The sequence below is a fragment of the Bradyrhizobium sp. SZCCHNS2022 genome (assembly GCF_032377575.1).
GTDB lineage: Bacteria > Pseudomonadota > Alphaproteobacteria > Rhizobiales > Xanthobacteraceae > Bradyrhizobium > Bradyrhizobium aeschynomenes.
Genome location: NZ_JAUHHZ010000001.1, coordinates 1 through 21,744, shown reverse-complemented (window position 1 = coordinate 21,744; position 21,744 = coordinate 1). Strand labels below are relative to the sequence as shown.

Sequence of the window (21,744 nt, the reverse complement as noted above, 5' to 3'; positions counted from 1 at the left end):
CGACGGCCGCAAGGGAGATCGACATGAAGAAGATTGCGGTCGAGGAAGCCTTCGTCACCGCCGAGATCGCCGCGGAATGGAAGAAGGTGCTGGCGCGCTCCGACGTCGAGCCGGGCTTTGCCAAGATGGGCGAAAGCATCCTGGCCGACACGCCCGGCAACGCGCTGCTGCACGGACGCCTGATCGATATCGGCAAGGGCCGGATCGCCCATATGGACAAAGTCGGTATCGACGTCCAGGTGCTCTCCTTGACGTCCCCAGGCGTCCAGGTGTTCGCACCGGATCTCGCGGTACGGCTCGCCGCCGAAGCCAACGATGCGCTAGCTGAAGCAGTGCGCGCTGCACCGACAAGGCTGGCCGGGCTGGGCGCCATTGCGCCCCAGGATCCGGTTGCTGCCGCGCGCGAGATCGAACGGATCAAGGCGCTCGGCCTGCGCGGCCTGATCGTCAATTCCCACACGTTCGGCGAATATCTCGATGCGTCCCGCTACGCCCCGATCTTCGAGGCGATGGAGGCAACCGGCCTGCCGATGTACTTGCACCCGCGGGAACCTGGACCCGGAATGGTCCAGCCGTTTCTCGACTATGGCCTGTATTTCGCCGGCTGGGGCTTTGCGGCGGAGACCGGACTGCACGCCATGCGGCTGATCATGTCCGGCACCTTTGCCCGCTATCCGAAGCTCAAGATCATTCTTGGCCATATGGGCGAAGGCATCCCGTTCTGGCTGCAGCGCATCGACAACCGCTATCTGCTGCAGGTGAAAATCGGCGCCGTCGAACAACTGCCCCGACTTCCGAGCGAATATTTCCTGGACAACTTCGTGATCACCACGGCCGGCGTCACTTCGATGCCCGCACTTCGCCTCTCGATCGACGTGCTCGGCGCTGAACGCATCCTGTTCGCCGCCGATTTTCCTTACGAGGATGATGCCGAAGCCGTTCGCTTCCTTGACGAAGCTGCGCTCACGCAGCGCGAGCGCGAACTAATTGCATACCAGAACGCCGAGCGCCTGTTTGCGCTGTCCTGACGCAGCTCGGCCGGCCGCCGACCGGCGAGACATGTCGCGCGATGCAACGTCCTCAGCGGCGGGCCTTGGCGACGCCATCGAATGGACCTGAACCTGCTGCTGGTGCTGGTGCTGGAGCCACATTTCCGTCGCGCTCGATGAGCGATTGAACGTCCGAACCGTCGCTAAGTTCTTTCGAGGATATGGATCGACGTTGTCGATACATATCCGTCTCGCAGTGCGGCAGCCCTCTGCCGCCTCTTCGGAGCACAGATCCGGACCGCTCTCTTCGTTTCACGCGACGTTCGGTTTGACAGCCGGACAATTTCGAGACTACTCTCAAAAACAATAGACGCGGCCCCCGGTGACCGAACCAGGGCATCCTACGGCTTTGGGGAGGAATGCATGATCGAGGCATCATTGATCATCGACGGCGTGGAGCGGCCGGGCGCCGCCGGACGGTTCGAACGGCGCAGCCCCATCAGCGGCGATCTGGTCACGGAAGCAGCCGCAGCGACATCCGAACAGGCCGTCGAGGCGGTGGTGTCCTGCGCGGCGGCTTTTCCCGCCTGGGCCGCGACGGCCCCCGCCGCCAGGCGCGACATTCTCCTACGAGCTGCCGCTTTGCTCGAAGCGCGCACTGACGAGTTCAGGGACGTCATGATCGGCGAGACCGGAGCCTCGAAGCCCTGGTATGTCTTCAACGCGAAACTTGCCGCCGGCATGTTGCAGGAAGCCGCCGGTCTTACCACCCAGGTGAAGGGAGAGATCATTCCGAGCAACAAGCCGGGAATGTTCTCGATGGCGGTACGACGCCCGGCTGGCGTGGTGTTGGCTATTGCGCCGTGGAATGCACCCGTGATCCTGGCCGTGCGCGCGTTCTGCACGGCCATTGCTTGCGGCAACACGGTCGTTCTCAAGGCCTCCGAGCTTAGTCCCGGGACCCAGTTCAAGCTCGCGCAGGTCATGCACGATGCGGGGCTACCGCCGGGCGTCCTCAACTTCATCACTCACAAGCCGCAGGATGCCGGAGCTGTCGCCGAGGCGATGATCGCTCATCCGGCCGTCCGTCGCGTCAACTTCACCGGTTCGACGCGAACGGGCAGGATCGTCGCCGAGACTTGTGCCCGCTATCTGAAGCCGGCACTGCTCGAGCTCGGTGGCAAAGCTCCGATTCTGGTGTTGAGAGATGCTGATATCGACGCCGCGGTCGCAGCGACAGCGTTCGGCGCTTACATGCACCAGGGTCAGATCTGCATGTCGACCGAGCGCGTGGTTGTCGATCAAGCCGTCGCCGACGAGTTCGCCGGCAAGCTCGCGGCGAAGGCCAAGACTCTGGTCGCAGGCAATCCGTTGACCAGCGATGTTCCGCTCGGCGGATTGATCTCCGTCCAGTCCGTTCATCGCGTGCAGGCCCTGATCGCGGACGCTGTTGGAAAAGGCGCAAAGCTGCTTGCCGGCGGCGAAGCGGACGGCGCGTTGATGAATGCGGCGCTGCTCGATCACGTCAGTCCCGGCATGGACATCTACTACGAGGAGTCCTTTGGACCGGTCACGACGATTGTGCGCGTCAATGACGTCGAGGATGCCATCCGTGTGGCCAACGACACCGAGTATGGTCTTTCCTCCGCGATCTTCACCAGGGATGTCGGTCTCGCGATGGTGATCGCGCAGCGGCTCGATTTCGGCTGCTGCCATATCAACGGACCGACCGTCAATGACGAAGCTCAGATGCCGCTCGGCGGCATGAAGGCAAGCGGATATGGCCGGTTCGGCGGTGCCCCGGGTATCCACGAATTCACCGACGTGCAGTGGATCTCCGTCGAGGATCCCAACCAGCACTATCCGATCTGAGCTCGCGAGGAACATCCAATGTCCAAGAGCTACGACATCGTGGTCGTCGGGTCCGGCCATAACGGCCTGACGACCGCAGCCTATCTGGCCAAGGCAGGCCTGAGCGTGCTTGTGCTGGAAAAGAATGACTGGCTCGGCGGCGGCGTGGTGACCAAGGAGATCCTGGCGCCCGGCTTCAAGTTCGACCTGCATTCGTCGTTGCACGTCAACATCCAGGCCAATCCGCTGATCAGGAATGACGAGTTGAAGCTTCAGTCCAAATACGGCCTGAAATATCTTTACCCGGACGCCGTCTATTCGACGATGTTCGAGGATGGCTCCGCGCTCATTACCTACAAGGATGTCGACCGGACCTGCGAGAGCATTGCCAGGATCTCGCCCAGAGACGCCGAGGCGTACCGCCGCTTTGCGGCGATGAGCATGAAGATCGTGCCGATGGTGACGCAGAGCCTGTTCACGCCGGCGCCGCAGCAAGGACCGTTTTACGCCCTGCTCGACCAGAGCGTGGAGGGACAGGAGATTTTCCGCGCTCTGCAGATGAGCAAGCTCGACATCTGCCGCGAATGGTTCGAGAGCGACAAGCTGATCATTCATCTGCTCAAGTTCGCCGCGGAGACGCTGACCGCGCCGGAGGACATGGGCACCGGGTTCATCCTCTACACCATGCCTGGGATGGTTCACACCTATCCGATCGGCGTCCCGGTCGGCGGCAGCGGCGCGCTGGTCGACGCATTGGTCGCCTGCCTTGAAGATCATGGCGCGGAGCTTCGGACGGAAGCACCGGTCGAAAAGGTACTGGTCCAAAACGGCCGCGCCACCTCGGTCCGTCTGGCGTCCGGCGAAGAGATCAAGGCGCGTGTCGCCGTTGTCGGTCAAATTCATCCTTGGCTGATCGGCGATATGGTCGAGAAAGTGGCACCGGATGTCGTCGCCCGCGCCAGGCGAGTCAAAACCGGCGCCTTCTCCATCATGCCCCAGCATCTCGCGCTTAACGACCCCCCGAAATACAAGGCCGGCGCCGAGGCCGGCCGGGTGATCCTCGCCAATTATGCACCGCCCACGCTTGAGCGATTCCTGCGCGTCTTCGACAATTATCGCTACGGCGACATGTGGAGCGAAGGATCGACCGACACCATTCTTGCCTCGCATATGCAGTGCCAGTTCGATGAGACCCAATGTCCCCCGGGCAAGGCCGCGATCACCGTCTATGGCTTCGGTCCGTTCGACCTGCGGACCGGTGCGGCATCCTGGGATGAGCGCCAATGGGAAATCGGCGACTGGCTGCTGGAGCGTTACCGCGAATATGCGCCCAACGTCACCCATGAGAACATCATCGGCCGCCGGTTCGATACGCCATTGGAAGTGTCACGGCATTCATCGATGTTCCAGAAGGGCGACGTCAGCGGGGCCGGCGAATATCTGCACCAGATCGGCGGCCACCGTCCCAATCCCGAGCTCGCGAAACTGAAGATACCCGGCATTGAGAACCTCTATCTCACGGGGACCGCGATCAACGTCTCGAGCGTCAGCGGTGCCGGCCGAGCGACCGCCATCAGGGCCTGCCAGGATCTGAAGATCAACTTCGACAGCTTGATCGGGTGAGGCGATGCGGATCTTCACACCGGAAGGGACCGAGCTGATGACGATCACCAGCGTCGACGCGACGGAGGACGGGCTTGTCATCGGCGGCACGATCATGGGCGCCATGCCGATGAAGGGCGTCGTTCGCGGCGACGAGTTGCGGGCCGGCTACAGGTTTCTGAGCTGGGCTCTCGTTGTGAGAGCATTGCGCATGGTCCTCGGCGGAAAATGATCACCGGATTGCAGATGGTCGCGTCACTGCAACTTCCCCGCACCGTGTTCGGCGCCGGTGCACTGTCCTGCCTCGACGAGGAGCTCGATTGTCTGGGCATGAGGCGGCCGATGCTGGTGACCGACCACGGGATCACGACGGTCGGCCTGGTCGATCGCGTCAACGCCGCGCTCAAGCGGGGCCCGGCCGCGGCAATCCTGAACGACGTGACGGAAAATCCCCTGTTCTCGGACGCCGACCGGGGTGCGGCGCTCTACCGGGCAAACCATTGCGATGGCGTGATCGCGCTCGGCGGTGGCTCGGTGATCGACACGGCCAAATACATCGCGCTGCTCGCCACCAACCCTGGCAGCGTAAGCACCTATGCCGGAAATCCCACGGCCAGGCCTCGGCGATGCGCCCCGCTTGCAGTGCTTCCGACCACTGCCGGAACTGGCAGCGAGGCGTCGCCCGATGCCGGCATCCACCCGGACGCCGCGACCGCCTCGACGGGAATGAGTTCGCCCGCCATCGTGCCGCATCTTGCGATGCTCGATCCGGAGCTGTCGTTGACGCTGCCACCCCGGCTCACCGCAGCCACCGGCATCGACGCGATCTCGCACTGCGTGGAGGGCTATCTGTCCAGCCGAATGTTACCCTTTGCCGACGCGCTCGCATTGGACGGCATCCGACGAGCAATGGCGGCCATCCGAGACGCAACCGAGCGCGGCGGTGACCTTCGCTCACGATCGGAGATGATGGCTGCTGCCTATGCCGGCGGCGTAGCCATCAGCATGGGCCTAGGGCCGGCGCACGCCATCGCGATCACCTGCGGCGACCAGGGCTTCCATCATGGACTCTTGAGCGGCACTGGCCTGGTCTGCTCATTGGATTCCGTCAGCCGTCACGCCTCCGATCGGGCCGCGGCCATTGCGGCGGCGATGGGACTGCCCCCCGGCGCATCGCTTTCCGCGGCCATCGCCGTGTTGATGCGGACCCTGAACCTGCCGGCGACCTTGGCCGAACTTGGCTATAGGGGGGGCGACGTCTCAGCTTTGGGCTCGCGCGCGCATGCGAGCCCGTTCAACCAGACCGCACGCTACCACCCGTCCGCAGCGGAATATACGGAGATGATTCAGCGCTCATTGGATGGGATGATCGGTGCCACCGCAGCCTGACCGTGCTATTGCTTTGAAATGAGCACGCACGCGCCTCAGACGAAGAAAAGCCGGCACTTTCAGGACGCAAGTCAGGACGACACCAAGCGCCTGCGGACGCGAGCGTTGATCCTGGATACGGCCATCGCGGTCATGGCCAAAAAAGGAATCGAACGCACGTCCGTCATGGAAGTCGCCGAGGAGGCCGGGCTCTCCAACGGAAGCTTCTATTATCACTTCCGAAACAAGACGGAGCTGGTCGATGCCGTCGCCGGCGCCGTCGCGGCCGCATTGGTCCGCGAAGTCGACGAGGCGATTGCTGGAACTGAGCAGGGCACCGAGCGCGTTGCGCTCGCAACGATGTTGTTCATCGAACGCGGTCTGCAGGATCCGACATGGGGGCGCCTGATCGTCCACGCACTCTCCGATCTCGGAGAATTTCGTGAGCAGATCTTTGCGGGGATTCGCAAGGATGTCGGCATCGGCATCCGCCAGGGCTATTTCAAGACGGTCGATTCGCCGGCCCTGTATGCGATGCTGTTGGCCATCGTCAGCGCCGCGATGCGCGAAGCATTGGTCAAAAGAGACGACTCGATTCCGGCAATGGCGGCCCAAGCCATCCTGCGGGTGCTGGGCATCGATATTGTGGCAGCCGAGACCGTCGCAATCAATGCGAAACAGACATTGCGCAAGGGAGATGTCTGGAGCCGGCGCCCACGTTGAGCCTGAACTGCCCATGATGAGTGGCAACACATGCCACCAGACGCCTTGGCCGCATCCGGGCCCACCGCGGTCCGTATCTCACTTTCATGCTTTCCGAGGACAATGCGGCTTTGCCGTTGCGTTCTAAATAAGCCGTTGCGAACACCTCATCATTCGCGGCCAACCTGCGTAAGCTCACGCCGCCCCGTTGTGTCAGCAACGCCTGATGATAACCGCCATGATGCGAAGCGGCAGCGGCGGTCGTCGGGCCCTCGGCTCCCGTGACCAGGATGCGCATCGTTCGATCCGGGCGCGCGGTATCGGCTGCACGAACCACACGCTGATCGATCCGTCCAAACGGACCCGGCCTGCCATCGGCGAAGCAGGCCCGCATCGTCACCGCGTCACCAAACGCAAGAACGGCGTGCGTGCCTCGCGCAGCCGGTGAAGACCACAGTCGGAGTAGCCCATGCGGATGGACGATTGATCGGAGCGCTCAGGCAGCGGCAGGCGCAACGGCAGGGATGGCGCCGTGCGCTAAGTCATTGAGTTTATTGGCGCTCCCTAGGGGACCCATGCTCGCCTGGGAGGGCAATCGCCGCATAACTAGCCGCACCAGTTTCGCACCAGAAACGACCTGAACAAACCGCGTGAAACGCGATCGAAACCGAACGAAAATCCAGGAAAATCAACGAACCCGATCCGTATCCTCCCGCTCATAACGGTCTGGTTGCAGGTTCCTGCCGGGCCCACCATACGCCCTGGCTGCAGATGTCAGAAGGTCCACTTTCAGACGGCCGCGCAATCGGAGAGCGCGGGGGAGAAAAGGATAGGCTGGCGAAGGTCGAAGGGTCGACATTTCGCAACTCTTCTTTCCCGATAAGGCAGCGACGCTCATAACATCGGCAACATCGTTGGATGGTTTGACAATGTCGCGCCGCTATCGTCGATCGTATAGCCGAGGCTCTTGTAACCCCTGCCCCGCTTCTCGCTCATGCGTTTCAGGACTGGCACGGCTTCATCGACGTAGTCGTAGACGATGACCTCGCGCTTGGCATGGTATGATCGATGCAGACGCCCGACATATTGTGCGAGCGTTCCCTTCCATGAGATCGGCATCGCAAGAAAGAGCGTATCGAGCCGAGCATCATCGAAGCCCTCGCCGATGTATCGCCCGGTGGCGATCAGCATCCGCTCGTCGGTCGCGGGAATGTCGCCGAGCCTTTGCGTTGCGCCTCTTCTTTGCTTCACGCCTACCCCTCCGGTCAAGACGATGACATTGCGTGCGAAACGAGAGAGCCTTTCGGCCAGGAGCAACGCGTGGTCCTTGCGCTCGGTCAAGATGACCGGCGACCGCTTATGCTCCAGCGCCTGTAAGACATCGTCAAAGATCATACCGTTGCGAGCCTCGTCAGCGGCAAGCGCCGCGTAGACCTGCTGAATCGGCGGGCGATCGTACTGGAGCTCAGGTGGAAGCACGAAGGATGTTCTGCGCGGCACGACGCGATGACCGAAGGGACGTCGAGCGGCTTGAGATTTTGCGTCTACGCGAAAACGTACGGGACCACATTGCATGAAGATGATCGGGTGATGACCGTCTTTGCGGGTGACCGTGGCGGAGAGACCCAAGACAAACCTTGCCTTCGCACGTCGTGCCACCGCCTCGAAGCTGACGGCCGAAAGATGATGGCACTCATCGACAATCAGTTGGCCATATCCAGCAACCAGATCATCTACGATGCCCCCGCGGGCAAGGCTTTGGATCATCGCGATGTCAATGATGCCAGTCGGCTTGCGCGCTCCTCCACCAACCTGGCCAATACTGTCCTGCGGCAAATCGAGGAAGTTTTGCAGACGTGTGGCCCATTGCTCCATGAGCTGACGGCGATGCACGGGGATGAGCGTGGTGGCCTTGCGTTCGGCAATCATCGCCGCCGCCACGACCGTCTTCCCGAATCCCGTAGTCGCTGCCAGCACGCCGGTTTCGTGCGCCAGCAGGGCTGTGACTGCTGTCTTCTGCTTCTTGGTCAGCGTCCCAAGAAAGCCCGCCTGGATGTCGGCTCCTGCGTTTCGTTCATCCCGCCAGCACAGATCGACGTTCAGGCCACTCGCCAACTCCTCAACACCCTCACGGCACCCGCGTGGCAGGGCGATGTGATGCGAAAGCAATTCGGCGCATGCGATAATGCGCGGAAGCCCAAATGTCGAAAGCCGCATGGCTTGCGCACTGTAGAACGCCGGGTTCTGAAAGGCGGCCAGCCGAATGGGTCGATTGACGAGGCCGGCGGGAAGTCCTTCACGCTGAATATAGATCTGGTCTGCCAGCATGACATCGATGCGGTCAGGCATGGGTCCGGTAATCGAGATCTCCGGTTTCCGCCGGGAGGGCGGCACGGCCCAAGGCGCATCGTCTTCCTCCTCCAGAGGCAACCGCAGTCCCGTCACTCGTCCGTGCCTTCCGGCCTCTTCGGCAACCGCTGTTGCCTCTGCAAGCGTCATACGCCTGACCGTCGCGAGGAAAGCCCATTGATCGGAATGAGGCTCAAAAGTCGTCTCGTCGAGAAAGAGGCTGTTCCCAGCCGAGCGCGGATCATGTTGCAAGGGAAGCGCGATGAGATTGCCGACCCCCCTGCCGGCATACTATCCTGACTGGGGAAGAACCGGTCATAGGACGAAAAGCCGATGTCTGGATTGCGCTCCATGGTCTCCGTGATGAGATGCGCGCCGAGCCGACGCGCGATCGCGGCTGTTTGCCCTGACGGGAACGCTCGAGCGCCGCCGGAATGCCGCGCGCCGAGCATGCTTGCAGGAAAGCAGCGGAATCATTCGTCCAAGTCGCCTTGTCGAAATCGACTGCCAGAAACCAGCAAGTTTCATCCGTCAGGAGAGGATAGACACCAATCGTATGGTGTCCACGGAGGTGTCCACCGATCACATCATTGGTGACGGGAAGGAAGGCATGATGCGGACAGTCACCGCACTTTACTTTCGGCTTGCCGCAGATTCGCGGCATCCACTCATTGCACAGGCCGGGGCATAGCCTGCCTTGCCAGTCTTCGCGTTCTCCCAACGCTTCGGGAACACATCATGTCGGCCTCGAAATAGCGAACGAAACAGAGCTATCTTGGTGGCGGGGCTCGAGGCATTTGTCACCGAGACGCCGCCGGCAAGATGCGGGCTGGGATGAGCTTCCGGCGTGGAGATCAGCCTATTGAGATTTGCTTGTAGCTCTGCTTTTTCGGATTCGAGCCGTGCCAACCGCTCGCGGAGCGCCGCGATTTCGCGGTCGCGTGTCCCAAGAAGGTCGGGCTGGTCTCGGGTCACGGCTCCTCCCTCGGTTACCATTCTATAGCCCATTGCCGAGGTCCGCGCCTTCAGCAGAACATTTCAGATATTGCAGTTAAGTGAGGGAAGTCATATATTGGGACTCGGCAAGGATCCGACCATGACTACCCATGTGCTGCAATTCGTCCAGCTCTCCGACCGGGACCGCAAGGCGGCCAAGACCTTCGAGAAGCTTGGCAAGGGCGATCAGGTCGAAGTCCGGGTCCGTCGCCGGTCGGGCGAGGATCAAGTCATCAGGCTGCCACCGAATGCAGCGTCGCTGCTGGAGGCGGCGCTCGGCCATCTGCTCCAGGGAGAGCGCGTCGCTGTCCTCGCCGAGGATCAGGAACTCAGTCCGAACGATGCGGCGGACATTCTGGGAATTTCCAGGCCACTGGTCGTCCATCGCATGGACGTCGGTGACCTGCCGTTCCGGTATGTCGGCAAGCACCGCCGTGCGAAGCTAAGGGACGTGTTGGTGCTGAAGTCGCAGATCGACGCCCAGCGCGCAGCGATGGAAGCGCTTGCCGAAGACGCCGCGGGTCTTGAGAAGCGCAGAGGCAGCTCCACGGAGACTATTGCGGCCGATCCCGCAAAAAACAAACCGACGCGTCGCACGACGACATCGGATCCTCCCGCACGCTCCTCCAATCGGGCCACAAAGCGTCAGAGCATCGATCAACTTGTTCTGGGCACGATCAACGCTCCATACCGTCGAACCATGGAAGCTGTCGATCTTGTTGATCGCCTCACCTCAAGAGACTGGCAAAACTGGATCGCCCATGTTGCGACGTTCTTTACAGAAGTACGACCTGAACTCGTTCTGGAATTTGCTCGGCTTCACGCTATTCCCATGCAGAACCTGGCTGCCTCTTATCGATCGATGAAATCGGCCACGGGCGAAAGCAACCCTGCATTGGAGCGCGCACTTGAGCGGCTGGCGTAGACTTCTTGGGCGAACACTCGACGGGCTCCAGGACCTCAAGCAGCAGGGCCAGCCGGCTCCAGATTGGGTGCTGGGCGGCGGCACCGCCCTCATGCTTCATGCGAACCACCGGCTGAGCCGGGACATCGACGCGTTCATCGACGACCCACAGCATCTTGCCTTGCTATCGCCTGAGATCACGGACGTATGGAACTGCGCGGATTGGGACAAGGCCGCCCACTATCCAGAGGGCGAGATCGACTTTATCGTCAGCGGCGCCCTCTCGGCGCTTGATCCAGTCGAGAAAGAGATCGACCTGACGTCAATTCGGAAGGGTTGGAAGCCAACGATCATCGTTGAGCCTCCAACGGAGATCGCGCTCAAGAAGATGTACCACCGGGCGACGATGCTGAAGCCTCGCGACATCTTCGACATCACAGTCATCAAAAAGATCGACGGCGTCTCCCTCACCACAAACTTGAGTGCAGTTGCTTCGAAAAAGGACGACCTCCTTCGTCGCCTCAATAGTATCCGCGTCGACTACCTCAAAGCAGACCTCGCAGAGCTCGACATCCAAGCTGGATGGGAGCACGAACAAGAAACGTGCCTCGAAACTGTTCGCGAACTCGTGGTGCAGATTCCAAAAGCCGGCTAGCCGCACGATACGAGAACAAAGGCTTGAATTCGGCTTCTGCATCCGCACCAGTTTCGCACCAGAAACGACCGCATCAAAACACAACGAATGCGATCGAAATCAAATGGAAACCCAGCAAGATCAACGAACCCGTTCAATATCCTCCCGCTCATAACGGCTTGGTTGCAGGTTTCAAGCCACGAGACTTAGCGACCACGAATACTGTTGGGGGTCGCCGCACCAGAAACGCACCTGCTTTCGAACGCAGCAACAATGCGCGCCTTGAGCTCGTTCAGAGTGCTCCCTCGACAAACTAATTAGCCGTCTCTAAATAACAAATAAGTATCTGGCTTGGAATCGGATTTATGGATATTGGCGCATTTCCGATTGCAGGCGTTGGCAGAGTCGAAGCTCGGAAGCCTGAGACTTGCAGATTGGGCATCAATTGAGAGGGCCATCGTCGGCAATTGCGCCGCGAACTCGAAGCAGTGTTCGATACGCCGCTGCCCCCGCGAACCAGGTCAGGTCATAGCAGCAGCGCCAGTGCGGCTGGAAGCTCCATTCCTGCACGTGCCGGAGATCGAATGCATCCGCAGGGCAAGGCACGGCGCCTTACGAGTTCGGCGTCAAGGCTTCGATCGTCACCACCAACGGGCGAGTCGGGCAGCCAGTTCGTGCTCCATGCGCAGTCTGCGCCGCGTCTTCATCTCCGGGCAGAAGCGCGGCACATTCGACGTTACCGGACGCAAGTTGCGCCGCGCCCAGCCATCGAGCCGATCATCAGCCACATGAAGAGCAATGGGCATCTCGGCCGCAGCCATCTCAAGGGCCGTGAGGGTGACGCCATCAACGTGATCCTTACCGCCGCCGGGCCACAACCTTCGTCACGTCCTCGCATGGCTGAGGGATTTGCCGGCCTCAATTCTGGTCACCCTCAGGTGGGCCGGCGTACGCCATTCGGACGTCAGCAGCTTCTTAACGTTCAAAGAAATTGGATCTGGACAGCACCGAAGATCGTGGCTCGCCAGCCGCACGTCCTCTGGTTCGGTTTTTCAAATTATTGAGAGCAGTATATCGAAAAACACCGTTTGAAAAACGTTTCAGTTTTTCAAGCCCAAACGGTATTTCGGCACAAGTCCTTGAAAGGCTTGGTGGGCGCACTAGGGCTCGAACCTAGGACCCGCTGATTAAGAGTCAGCTGCTCTACCAACTGAGCTATGCGCCCGGATCTTGCATCCGGAGAAAGCCTTCGCAAGAGCCGGTCGTTTAGCAAAGCGATTCCGGGATGTCCAGCGATCCCTGACGATTTTTCGGCGATTTCGATGTAGAAAAACCGCCGGCGGGCGGCGGCTTTCCCCAAGCGAAATTCGAAGCGGAATCAGGCGGATCATCGCCCCGCCGTCAGAGCCGCCCGGACTCCCGATCCTCATCGGACCAGCCCATGCGGTCCATCGGGTGGCCCATCGGTCCCGGACCGAAGCGATGCTCGCCGAAGCGCGGACCATCCCCGGGCCCGCCCTCGCCGCGCTCCATCCAGCGATGGTGGCGCGGACCATCAGGGCCCATCATGCGTCCCATGGGCCGCGTCAACGCCGAGAGCCGACGCTTCTGGCCTTCGTCGAGGGTCTTGTAGAGCGGGTCGGCGGCGTCAGCGACCTTCTTCATCGCATCCGCCGTCACGGCCATGGTGTCGGCGTGGTCACGCAGCCGCGCAACCGGATCGACGTCCTTGTCCTGCGCGTCGTCGGCCGCCTTCATCCGCGCGTTGGCGCGGTCGAACCTCAGCTTGACCAGATCGCGGACGGCGCTCTCGACCGGCGGCCAAAGCTTCTCCTGGTCGGCCGATAGCTTCAGGCCGGCATGGACGGCTGCGATGCGCGCATCGAGCATCGCGGCACGGTCTTCCGGATTCATGCGCGCATGATGCATGTGATCATGAAACCAGCCGCGCTGGGCGTAGACCGCGGTCGAGCCGGCAATGGCGAGCACGGCGACAGCGGCAATGGTGAACTTCCTCATGCCAACCTCCTTGGAAAGCCGGTGCAACATGAGCCCGCCGCACCCGGTCTTCAACTTACAGTTTGGACAGAGTGTGCGACCTTACGAAGATGTAATTGCTTCAAATCGCTTTCTGTTTCTGCAAATCAGTTTCAGTTCATTGCTACGCCTCAAAGCATCCCCAGCATGCGCGGCAACCAGAGCGAGATTTCCGGGACGTAGGTGACGAGCACCAGGAAGCCCAGCATGGTGAGCAGCCATGGCATGACGGCAATGGTCAGCTCAGTGATGCCCATCTTGGCGATGCCGGAGGCGACATAGAGATTGAGGCCCACGGGCGGATGGCACATGCCGACCTCCATGTTGACCACCATCAGGATGCCCAGATGCACCGGATGGATGCCGAGCTTGACCGCCACCGGGAACAGGATCGGCGCCATGATCAAGACGATCGAGGTGGCCTCCATGACGTTGCCGGCGAGCAGCAGCAGGATGTTGACCACCAGCAGGAACACGATCCAGTTGACGCCCGCCGCAGCCATCCAGTTGGCGATCTGCTGGGGAATGTTCTCGTTGGCCATCAGGAACGAGAACAGCACGGCATTGGTGATGATGTAGAGAATCATCGCGCTCATGTTCGCCGAGCCGAGCAGCACCTTCGGCACGTCCTTCAGCGACATGTCGCGATAGACGAACACCGCGATGACGAAGGCGTAGACGGCGCTGACGGCGGCGGCCTCGGTCGGCGTGAACTTGCCGGTGTAGATGCCGCCGAGCACGATCACGATCAGCAGCAGGCCCCACATGCATTTGCGGAAGGCCGTGAAGCGCTCGGCCCAGCTGGCGCGCGGCAGCCTCGGATAGTCATTCTTCCAGGCGCGGTAGAAGGTCGTAAGGCCGAGCAATGTCGCCAGCATGATGCCGGGGACCACGCCGGCGATGAACAGTTGCCCCACCGAGGCCGAGGAGACGCGGTGGCCGGCAGGATCGAGTGCGATGCTGCCGCCGGTCGCCACCGAATACACCACCATGACGATCGAGGGCGGGATCAGGATGCCGAGAGCGCCCGACGTCGTGATCACCCCGGCGCCGAACCGTTTGGGAAAACCCTGCTTCACCATCGCCGGCAGCATGATCGAGCCGATCGCGATCACGGTGGCGGGCGATGAGCCCGACACGGCGGCGAACAGCGCGCAGGCCACGACGCCGGCAAGCCCCAGGCCGCCATACCAATGCCCGACCATCGAGGTCGCGAAATTGATCATCCTTCGCGCTACACCGCCATGGGTCAGGAAGTTGCCGGCGAGAATGAAGAACGGGATCGCCATGATCTCGAAATTGTCGATGCCCGTGAACAGCTTCAGCGCGACCGATTCGGTCGGCACGTTGGTCATGAAGAACACGAACGACAGCACGGTGAGGCCGAGCGCGATCGAGATCGGCATGCCCGTCAGCATCAGGAAGATGAGCAGGCTGAAGATCAGGAGGCTGCTCATCGCAGCACCTCCGTCGCCGTCGGGTCGACACCTTCGACGTAAGCGTGGTCGTGATGCGGCAGCTCGTCGTGGCGGAGATAGTGCCAGGCGACCTGGAGGAAGCGGAAGCACATCAGGTAGGAGCCGAGCGGGATGCACAGATAGACCAGCCAGCTCGGGATCTCCATGTCCGGCGTCACCTGGTCGGTCATCGACAGGCCATAGACGAACTTCGCGCCCATGGTGCCGATGATCGCGGTGAACAGCGCCCCGCACAGCAGGCCGAACAGGATCGTCACCTTGCGCAACGAGGGCCTGAGCATGTTGACGACGACGTCGACGCCGACATGGATGCCGGTGCGCACGCCATAGGCGGCGCCGAACTTGGCCATCCACACGAACATGTAGATGCACAGCTCCTGCGCCCAGGACAGGTCGATCGGGAACAGGATGGGATAGAGCAAGGGAATGCCGACCAGATAGCGGTGCAGCACGGCCACGAAGATGATCGAGGTCGCCGCCGCGATCAGGAATGCGATCAGGATCTCCTCGAGCCGATCGAGGATGCGCAACAGGAAACCCAAGTCCCCTCCCCCCAAACTTCAAACGTTCACGGCGCTTGTCGCGCCGTCTGCTTGTTTTGGGCGTCCCCCGGAACGCCTTGACTGCTGCGATGCGCGGGCGGACAGCCCGCGCATCCTTCGCTCATGCGCTCAATTGGTCGTGCCGCGCGTCTCCTTGAGGAATTCGTCGATCAGCGGCTGGCCGACGCGCCCCGCGACGTCCTTGTAGACCGGCTGCATCGCCTTGCGCATCGCTTCGTCCTGGGCCGGCGTCAGCTTGACCAGTTCGGACTTGCCCGACTTGCGGATCTCCTCCAGCGCGTCGTCGTTCTCCTTCGCCGACTGGCCGTTGCCATACGCGGTGGCCTCCTTCATCGCCTTCTCGCAGGCGGCGCGGATGTCCGGCGGCAGACCGTCCCAGAACTTCTTGTTCACGACCACGACATAGCCGATGTAGCCGTGATTGGTGAGCGTGATGTACTTCTGCACCTCGTGCATCTTCTGCGTATAGATGTTCGAGGGCGTGTTCTCCTGGCCGTCGACGACGCCGGTCTGCAGCGCCTGATAGACTTCGGAGAACGCCATCACCTGCGGGATGGCGCCGAGCGTGCGGAACTGCGCGTCCAGCACCTTCGAGGACTGGATGCGGAACTTGAGGCCCTTGTAGTCGGCGGGATCGACCAGCTTCTTGTTGGCGCTCATCTGCTTGAAGCCGTTGTCCCAGTAGGCCAGCCCGATCATCCCCTTCGGCTCCAGCAGCTTCAGCAGCCTGGCGCCGAGCGGGCCGTCGGTGACCTTCCGCAGGGTGGCGAGGTCGGGCAGAATGTAGGGCAGATCGAACACCTCGAATTCCTTGATGCCGATCGGGCCGAACTTGGAGTTCGACGGCGCCAGCATCTGCACCGCGCCGAGCTGCAGCGCCTCGAGCTCTTCCTTGTCCTTGTAGAGCTGCGAGTTCGGATAGACTTCGACCTTGACCTTGCCGTCGGTGTACTTCTCGGCCAGCTCCTTGAACTTGTCGGCGGCGAGGCCCTTCGGCGTGTTCGAGGCCACCACGTGGCTGAACTTGATCACGATCGGATCGGCGGCCGAGGCCGGGCCGGCCAGCGCGAGCGCAGCCAGCGACGCGGCGGTGGCGATCAGATGGCGGAATTTGAACTGGTGCAAAGTGTCCTCCCGACGTTCGGGGGGCATTGCAACGACGCCCCCGCTTTGTATGCCAAGGACATTGTTAGCGGGTACGCGGCGGGAATGCCATTCACCGTTAGCAGCACGGGCGGGATTCGCGTGCTGCGATGCAGCAGCGATCGCCCCCCTTCCGCCGTCATTCCGGGGCGCGAGCAACGCGAGCGAGCCCGGAATCCATAACCACGATCGGGAGTATGGATTCCGGGCTCGCGCTCCGCGCGCCCCGGAATGACGGAGCAAAACAAGTCCAAGCGACGCTGCGATGACGAGGCCCGCCGCTTCCTGTTCGTCGGTCCAGGGCGGCCCGCAGGGCCGAACCTCAGATGCGCAATTGCCCATCGGGGAACCTCGAGATTGCGACAGCCGGTGCAAACCAAGGTCGGGATTCCGGGTTCAGCCGCTCTCGCGGCTGCCCCGGAATGACGTCTTGGGGTCAGCTCGCTGCCGCAGCCGATGCGCCAGCCCCATGCGCGACGTCGCGCTGGCGCTTCATCACCAGCTTGTTCAGCGCGCCGAGGTAGGCTTTTGCCGAAGCCACCAGCGTATCCGGATCCGCCGCGCGCGCGGTCATCGAGCGGCCGTCCTGCGACAGCCGGACCGAGACCTCGGCCTGGGCGTCGGTGCCCTCGGTGACGGCGTGGACCTGGTACAGCTCCAGCTTGGCCTCGTGCGGCACCAGCGACTTGATGCAGTTGAACACCGCATCGACCGGCCCGTTGCCCTCGCTCTCCTCGATCTTGGTCACGCCGTCGACGTCGAGCTTCATGGTGGCGCGCTGCGGGCCGCGGGTGCCGGCGATCACCGACAGCGACAGCAGCTTGATGCGGTCATGGGCGCTCACCATGCCCTCGTCGATCAAGGCCTCGATGTCCTCGTCATAGATGTGCTTCTTGCGGTCGGCCAAAGCCTTGAAGCGGACGAAGGCGTCCTCGACCTGATTGCCCGCCAGCTTGTGGCCCATCTCCTCCAGCTTGTGGATGAAGGCGTGGCGGCCGGAATGCTTGCCCATCACCAGCGAGGTCTGCTTCACGCCGACCGTCTCCGGCAGCATGATCTCGTAGGTCTGCGCATTCTTCAGCATGCCGTCCTGATGGATGCCGCTCTCATGCGCGAACGCGTTGCGGCCGACGATGGCCTTGTTGTACTGCACCGGGAACGAGGTCGCCGCCGACACCACCTTCGAGGCATGGGTCAGCTGCGTGGTGTCGATCTTGTTCCAGAACGGCAGCTTGTCGTTGCGCACGCGCATCGCCATCACGACCTCTTCCAGGGCCGCGTTGCCGGCGCGCTCGCCGATACCGTTGATGGTGCACTCGATCTGGCGGGCACCGGCGCGCACGCCGGCCATCGAGTTGGCGACCGCCATGCCCAGATCGTTGTGGCAGTGGACCGAGAACACCGCCTTGTCGGAGTTCGGCACGCTCTCGCGCACGCGCTTGAACAGGTCGTAATACTCCTCCGGCACGGCGTAGCCGACGGTGTCCGGGATGTTGATGGTGGTGGCGCCTGCCTTGATCGCGGCCTCGACGCAGCGGCACAGGAAGTCGAACTCGGTGCGGGTGCCGTCCTCCGACGACCATTCGACGTCGTCGGTGTGATTGCGCGCGCGCGTCACCGAGGAGATCACCAGCTCGAACACCTGCTGCGGGTCCATCTGCAGCTTGTACTTCATGTGCACCGGCGAGGTGGACAGGAAGGTGTGGATGCGGCCGCGCCTGGCCGGGCGGATCGCTTCCGCACATCGGTCGATGTCCTTGGCGCCGGCGCGCGACAGGCCGCAGACCACCGCGTTCTGGGTGCGCTTGGCGATCTCGTTGACCGCTTCGAAGTCACCGTCGGAGGCGATCGGGAAGCCGGCCTCGATGATGTCGACGCCCATACCGTCCAGCATGGCGGCGATGTTGAGCTTCTCCTCGAACGTCATGGTGGCGCCGGGGCACTGCTCGCCGTCGCGCAAAGTGGTGTCGAAAATGACGACGCGGTCCTTGTCGGACTGAACGGGATTGGACATTGGCTTTCCTCGAAGTCTGAAGGTGGCGCGCCTGGCTGTCAGGATCTCCAGACATTGGGCGCTGAAGGGTGTTTCGGTGTCGAAGCAGCCCCCTGAGTGCCCAGGCGCATCCCGCCCAGCCGGCCCTCAGGGGCAGCTAAGAAGCAGAAGCTCGAGCGCGCCGGTCAGGCCGCGAGCGGACAGCGAGGCGAGCGCGATCGACCGGGCGTCTGCCCCGGCGATGGCCTCGATCTCTGCGCTGCGAATCAGCATTGCCAAACCCTTTTGCGAAGACACGAAAACAGTGCGGCAAAACCATTGATGGATTGTTGCCGAGGTGCCCTCGACAGCGCTTTTACCGGGAATAAGAGGGCCTCGCAACGCCGAATAAGGGTCAGAAGGGGTGACGTATTGGGGGGCTTGCGGCCTCTGGTCCTCATTCTTTTGCCTAAGGCCCAGTTCTCTTGCGCTGGGGGCCAGCGCCGCCGCCCCATCCCCCGCCGTCATACCCCGCGAAAGCGGGGTATCCAGTACGCCGCCGCCTCTCAGCCGACCATAACTGCCTCTGGAATACTGGATCGTCCGCCTGCGCGGACGATGACAGCCGTGGGTGGGGCAAACTCTCTCCGCGTCATTGCGAGCGAAGCGAAGCAATCCAGAGTCACGCACGCAGCCCTGGATTGCTTCGCTCCGCTCGCAATGACGCCGGTGTTTGACGCACGAGCTGGGCGCCCCTCTGGCCTTGATCGATTGTTCCAATCGCATCCGCACACACCTCTCCGCTCCCGCGGCACCATCGTGCCCAGGCTGATCATCAGCACCGCCCCTCGGCAATCGAGGGTGCAGGGAAGGCCGGGCGTCTGCCGACACCCGCGGCCCCCGTGCGGAAAGAAGTGCACGGGGCAGGAACCACAGGATCGGCCAGGACATCCCGGCCTTCCCTGCGCAACGGCTTTACGGCTTACTTCGTGCTCTCCCTGGGGACCGGGCTTTCTTGCCCCCATCATCCGCACTGCTGCTTCGCGCAACGGCACGAACTTGACCTCAGCATCGGGAGGCCAGGACCACACGACTTCGCCGTCCGCAAGACACCGGTCGTCCACCGGCGCCTCACGGCCATCGCTCCCCGCACTCCACGTATCGTGACGACGCGTACGCCCCTCTTCGATGAGGCGGGATGGCGTAGAGAAGCACGTTTTCTGAAAAAGGGAAAGAGAAAATTTCGCCGAATACGAAGATCGAGCATATGGTACATGACCTCATGACAAACCGCATCTTCGTCCACGGCGTGCCGGATACGCCCGCAATCTGGGGACCGCTGATCGCAGCGCTCAGCGAGACCGTGGCAGTGCCCGCCCTGCCCGGCTTCGGGGGCGATGTGCCTCCGGGCTTCGCCTGCACCAAGGACGCCTACGCCGACTGGCTTGTCGCCCTGATGGAAGCACAGCATGCGGCATTCGGGCCGCTCGATCTGGTCGGGCATGATTGGGGCGCACTGCTGGTGCTGCGCGCGGCGTCGCTGCGGCCGGAGCTGGTGCGCTCCTGGGCGGTGGCCGGCGGCGTGCTCGATCCGGACTATCGCGGCCATCGCATCGCTCGGCTCTGGAACACGCCGGTCCTGGGCGAGGTCGTCATGGCGGTGTCGACCCAGGGGGCGATGGCGCGGATGTTCCGGCAGAGCGGGCTGCCACCGGAGCTGGCCGCGCGTGAAGCCGCGGCATGGCGGGCGCCGATGCGCCGGGCGATCCTCGCGCTGTATCGCTCCGCCGATGGGCTGCGCTTCGGCGGCGACTGGATCGCGCGCCTCGCGCAGCTGCCGCGATGCGGGCTCGTGATCTCAGCCGCGCACGATCCCTACATGTCCTTCGATGTCCTCGGCCGCTTCGCCAGGCGTCACGACGCTACGCTGCATGTCGAGCCGGACGCCGGCCACTGGAGCATCGTCGAGCGGCCAGACAGCATCGCAGCGGCGCTGCGGGCGCATTGGAAAGCCGCCTGAGCCGGTTCCTGAAGCTCACGAAGCGCCCGGCCTCGCCGGCGCGGACGTCGCCATTGACCCAAATCAATCACGGACGGCTTCCGCACGCGCAGGCTGTTCTGACTGCCCAACAACACCAGAGGGAGGAGCCATGCGACCGTCTCTGAAGATGCAAGGGCCGTGGCGCGCCACGCTGTCATCGTTGCTGCTAGCCGCCAGCCTCACGATCCCGGCCTTCGCCGAAGGCCTGCCCAAGGTCGATCGGCCCGAAAACGTCGGGCTGTCGTCCGAGCGGCTGCAACGCCTGACCCATGCGTTCCAGGCCGACGTCGACAAGGGGCTGATCCCCGGCGCCGTGGTGCTGGTCGCGCGCAAGGGCAAGGTGGCCTATGCCAAGGCCTTCGGCTTCCAGGACCGCGAGAAGCAGCTGCCGATGAAGCTGGACGCGATCTTCCGCGTCGCCTCGATGACCAAGCCGTTCACCTCGGTCGCGGCCATGATGCTGGTCGAGGAAGGCCGGCTGCAACTGCTCGACCCGGTCTCGGTCTATCTGCCGGAGTTCAAGGGCCTGCAGGTCGGCGTCGAGAAGATCAATCAAGGCACCGGCCAGCCGGAGCTGACCTTGGAGCCGGCCCGGCGCGAGATGACCGTGCAGGACCTGATGCGGCACACGTCGGGCCTGACCTACGGCATCTTCGGCAAGTCACTGGTCAAGCAGGCCTACAACAATGCCAATCTGTTCGATCCGAGCCAGACATCGGCCGACCTGATCACGAAGCTGGCGAAGCTGCCGCTTGCGGCGCAGCCGGGCACGACATGGGACTACAGCATGTCGACCGACGTGCTCGGCCGCATCGTCGAGGTCGTCTCGGGCCAGCTGCTCGATCAGTTCATTGCCGAGCGCATCAGCAAGCCGCTGGCGCTGACCGACACCGGCTTCTCCGTCGGCGAGGACAAGGCCGCACGCATCGCCGAGCCGCAAGCCGATCCCACCACCGGCAAGCGGCCGCCAATGCCCGACATGACCAGGCAGCCGAATTGGATGTCCGGCGGCGGCGGCATGGTGTCGACGGCCGCCGACTAGGTTCTGTACTCATAAATGGATTCCGTTAGCTGACGGACGGTGATTCACTCCCCTTAGGTGATTTGGGGGGGTG

General features: G+C 62.6%; 18 protein-coding genes, 1 tRNA gene and 2 pseudogenes. 12 read left to right on the top strand and 9 right to left on the bottom strand.

Translation table 11 applies throughout. The annotated features are described in order from the left end of the window. Positions 1-23: 23 nt before the first annotated feature. From QXZ94_RS00100 to QXZ94_RS34370, 7 genes are all read left to right on the top strand, one after another. The gene (locus tag QXZ94_RS00100; protein WP_315718692.1) at positions 24-1,028 is read left to right on the top strand and encodes an amidohydrolase family protein; all 1,005 of its coding nucleotides are present in this window, start codon (positions 24-26) and stop codon (positions 1,026-1,028) included. A gap of 387 nt (positions 1,029-1,415) precedes the next feature. Continuing rightward, positions 1,416-2,861: an aldehyde dehydrogenase family protein gene (locus QXZ94_RS00095; protein WP_315725988.1), complete on the top strand. Its 1,446-nt coding sequence runs from the start codon at positions 1,416-1,418 to the stop codon at positions 2,859-2,861. 18 nt (positions 2,862-2,879) lie between these two features. Then, complete coding sequence (locus QXZ94_RS00090) at positions 2,880-4,463, top strand: NAD(P)/FAD-dependent oxidoreductase (protein ID WP_315718691.1); 1,584 nt, start codon at positions 2,880-2,882, stop codon at positions 4,461-4,463. Positions 4,464-4,500: 37 nt separating this feature from the next. Next, positions 4,501-4,674, top strand: coding sequence for a hypothetical protein (locus QXZ94_RS00085; RefSeq protein ID WP_315718690.1), 174 nt, complete (start codon positions 4,501-4,503; stop codon positions 4,672-4,674). Then, positions 4,671-5,831 carry an iron-containing alcohol dehydrogenase gene (locus QXZ94_RS00080; protein WP_315718689.1) on the top strand — a complete coding sequence of 387 codons (1,161 nt, stop codon included), beginning with the start codon at positions 4,671-4,673 and terminating at the stop codon, positions 5,829-5,831. The genes QXZ94_RS00085 and QXZ94_RS00080 overlap by 4 nt, the downstream gene beginning before the upstream one ends. A gap of 18 nt (positions 5,832-5,849) precedes the next feature. Further along, positions 5,850-6,533 carry a helix-turn-helix domain-containing protein gene (locus tag QXZ94_RS00075; RefSeq protein WP_315718688.1) on the top strand — a complete coding sequence of 228 codons (684 nt, stop codon included), beginning with the start codon at positions 5,850-5,852 and terminating at the stop codon, positions 6,531-6,533. 205 nt (positions 6,534-6,738) lie between these two features. Next, positions 6,739-6,960, top strand: a complete 222-nt coding sequence (locus tag QXZ94_RS34370) for a hypothetical protein (RefSeq protein WP_409998722.1) — start codon at positions 6,739-6,741, stop codon at positions 6,958-6,960. A gap of 446 nt (positions 6,961-7,406) precedes the next feature. Here QXZ94_RS34370 and QXZ94_RS00065 read toward each other — a convergent pair whose 3' ends face one another. Next, positions 7,407-8,861, bottom strand: a complete 1,455-nt coding sequence (locus tag QXZ94_RS00065; RefSeq protein WP_315718687.1) for a DEAD/DEAH box helicase family protein — start codon at positions 8,859-8,861, stop codon at positions 7,407-7,409. Positions 8,862-9,008: 147 nt separating this feature from the next. Then, positions 9,009-9,857: pseudogene (locus QXZ94_RS34365) on the bottom strand (TOTE conflict system archaeo-eukaryotic primase domain-containing protein); the annotation flags it as partial. Positions 9,858-9,957: 100 nt separating this feature from the next. Here QXZ94_RS34365 and QXZ94_RS00060 point away from each other — a divergent pair. From QXZ94_RS00060 to QXZ94_RS00050, 3 genes and pseudogenes are all read left to right on the top strand, one after another. Further along, on the top strand, positions 9,958-10,782 hold the full coding sequence (locus QXZ94_RS00060) for a hypothetical protein (RefSeq protein WP_315718686.1): 825 nt from the start codon (positions 9,958-9,960) through the stop codon (positions 10,780-10,782). Further along, on the top strand, positions 10,766-11,416 hold the full coding sequence (locus QXZ94_RS00055; RefSeq protein ID WP_315718685.1) for a nucleotidyl transferase AbiEii/AbiGii toxin family protein: 651 nt from the start codon (positions 10,766-10,768) through the stop codon (positions 11,414-11,416). Before QXZ94_RS00060 ends, QXZ94_RS00055 begins: the two co-directional genes overlap by 17 nt. A gap of 511 nt (positions 11,417-11,927) precedes the next feature. Next, positions 11,928-12,331, top strand: a pseudogene (locus QXZ94_RS00050) (IS5/IS1182 family transposase); the annotation flags it as partial. 213 nt (positions 12,332-12,544) lie between these two features. Here QXZ94_RS00050 and QXZ94_RS00045 read toward each other — a convergent pair. The 7 genes from QXZ94_RS00045 to QXZ94_RS00015 form a co-directional block, all read right to left on the bottom strand. Continuing rightward, positions 12,545-12,620: transfer RNA gene (locus QXZ94_RS00045), tRNA-Lys, on the bottom strand. 176 nt (positions 12,621-12,796) lie between these two features. Continuing rightward, the gene (locus QXZ94_RS00040; RefSeq protein WP_315718684.1) at positions 12,797-13,414 is read right to left on the bottom strand and encodes a Spy/CpxP family protein refolding chaperone; all 618 of its coding nucleotides are present in this window, start codon (positions 13,412-13,414) and stop codon (positions 12,797-12,799) included. Between the two features lie 149 nt (positions 13,415-13,563). Continuing rightward, positions 13,564-14,889 (bottom strand): TRAP transporter large permease subunit, encoded by a 1,326-nt coding sequence (locus QXZ94_RS00035; RefSeq protein ID WP_315718683.1) that lies wholly within the window; start codon positions 14,887-14,889, stop codon positions 13,564-13,566. Continuing rightward, on the bottom strand, positions 14,886-15,452 hold the full coding sequence (locus QXZ94_RS00030; protein WP_315718682.1) for a TRAP transporter small permease: 567 nt from the start codon (positions 15,450-15,452) through the stop codon (positions 14,886-14,888). The genes QXZ94_RS00035 and QXZ94_RS00030 overlap by 4 nt, the downstream gene beginning before the upstream one ends. Before the next feature lie 129 nt (positions 15,453-15,581). Continuing rightward, positions 15,582-16,598, bottom strand: a complete 1,017-nt coding sequence (locus tag QXZ94_RS00025; RefSeq protein WP_315718681.1) for a TRAP transporter substrate-binding protein — start codon at positions 16,596-16,598, stop codon at positions 15,582-15,584. Between the two features lie 454 nt (positions 16,599-17,052). Beyond that, positions 17,053-18,630, bottom strand: a complete 1,578-nt coding sequence (locus tag QXZ94_RS00020; RefSeq protein WP_315718680.1) for a 2-isopropylmalate synthase — start codon at positions 18,628-18,630, stop codon at positions 17,053-17,055. Between the two features lie 126 nt (positions 18,631-18,756). Next, entirely contained in the window at positions 18,757-18,882 is a 126-nt protein-coding gene (locus QXZ94_RS00015; RefSeq protein WP_315718679.1) for a hypothetical protein, read from the bottom strand. Positions 18,883-19,870: 988 nt separating this feature from the next. On the opposite strand from QXZ94_RS00015, the gene QXZ94_RS00010 reads away from it, so the two are divergent. Together QXZ94_RS00010 and QXZ94_RS00005 are read left to right on the top strand one after the other, a co-directional pair. Continuing rightward, positions 19,871-20,608, top strand: a complete 738-nt coding sequence (locus QXZ94_RS00010; RefSeq protein WP_315718678.1) for an alpha/beta hydrolase — start codon at positions 19,871-19,873, stop codon at positions 20,606-20,608. Between the two features lie 130 nt (positions 20,609-20,738). Continuing rightward, on the top strand, positions 20,739-21,671 hold the full coding sequence (locus QXZ94_RS00005; protein ID WP_315718677.1) for a serine hydrolase domain-containing protein: 933 nt from the start codon (positions 20,739-20,741) through the stop codon (positions 21,669-21,671). The last annotated feature ends 73 nt before the right edge of the window (positions 21,672-21,744 follow it).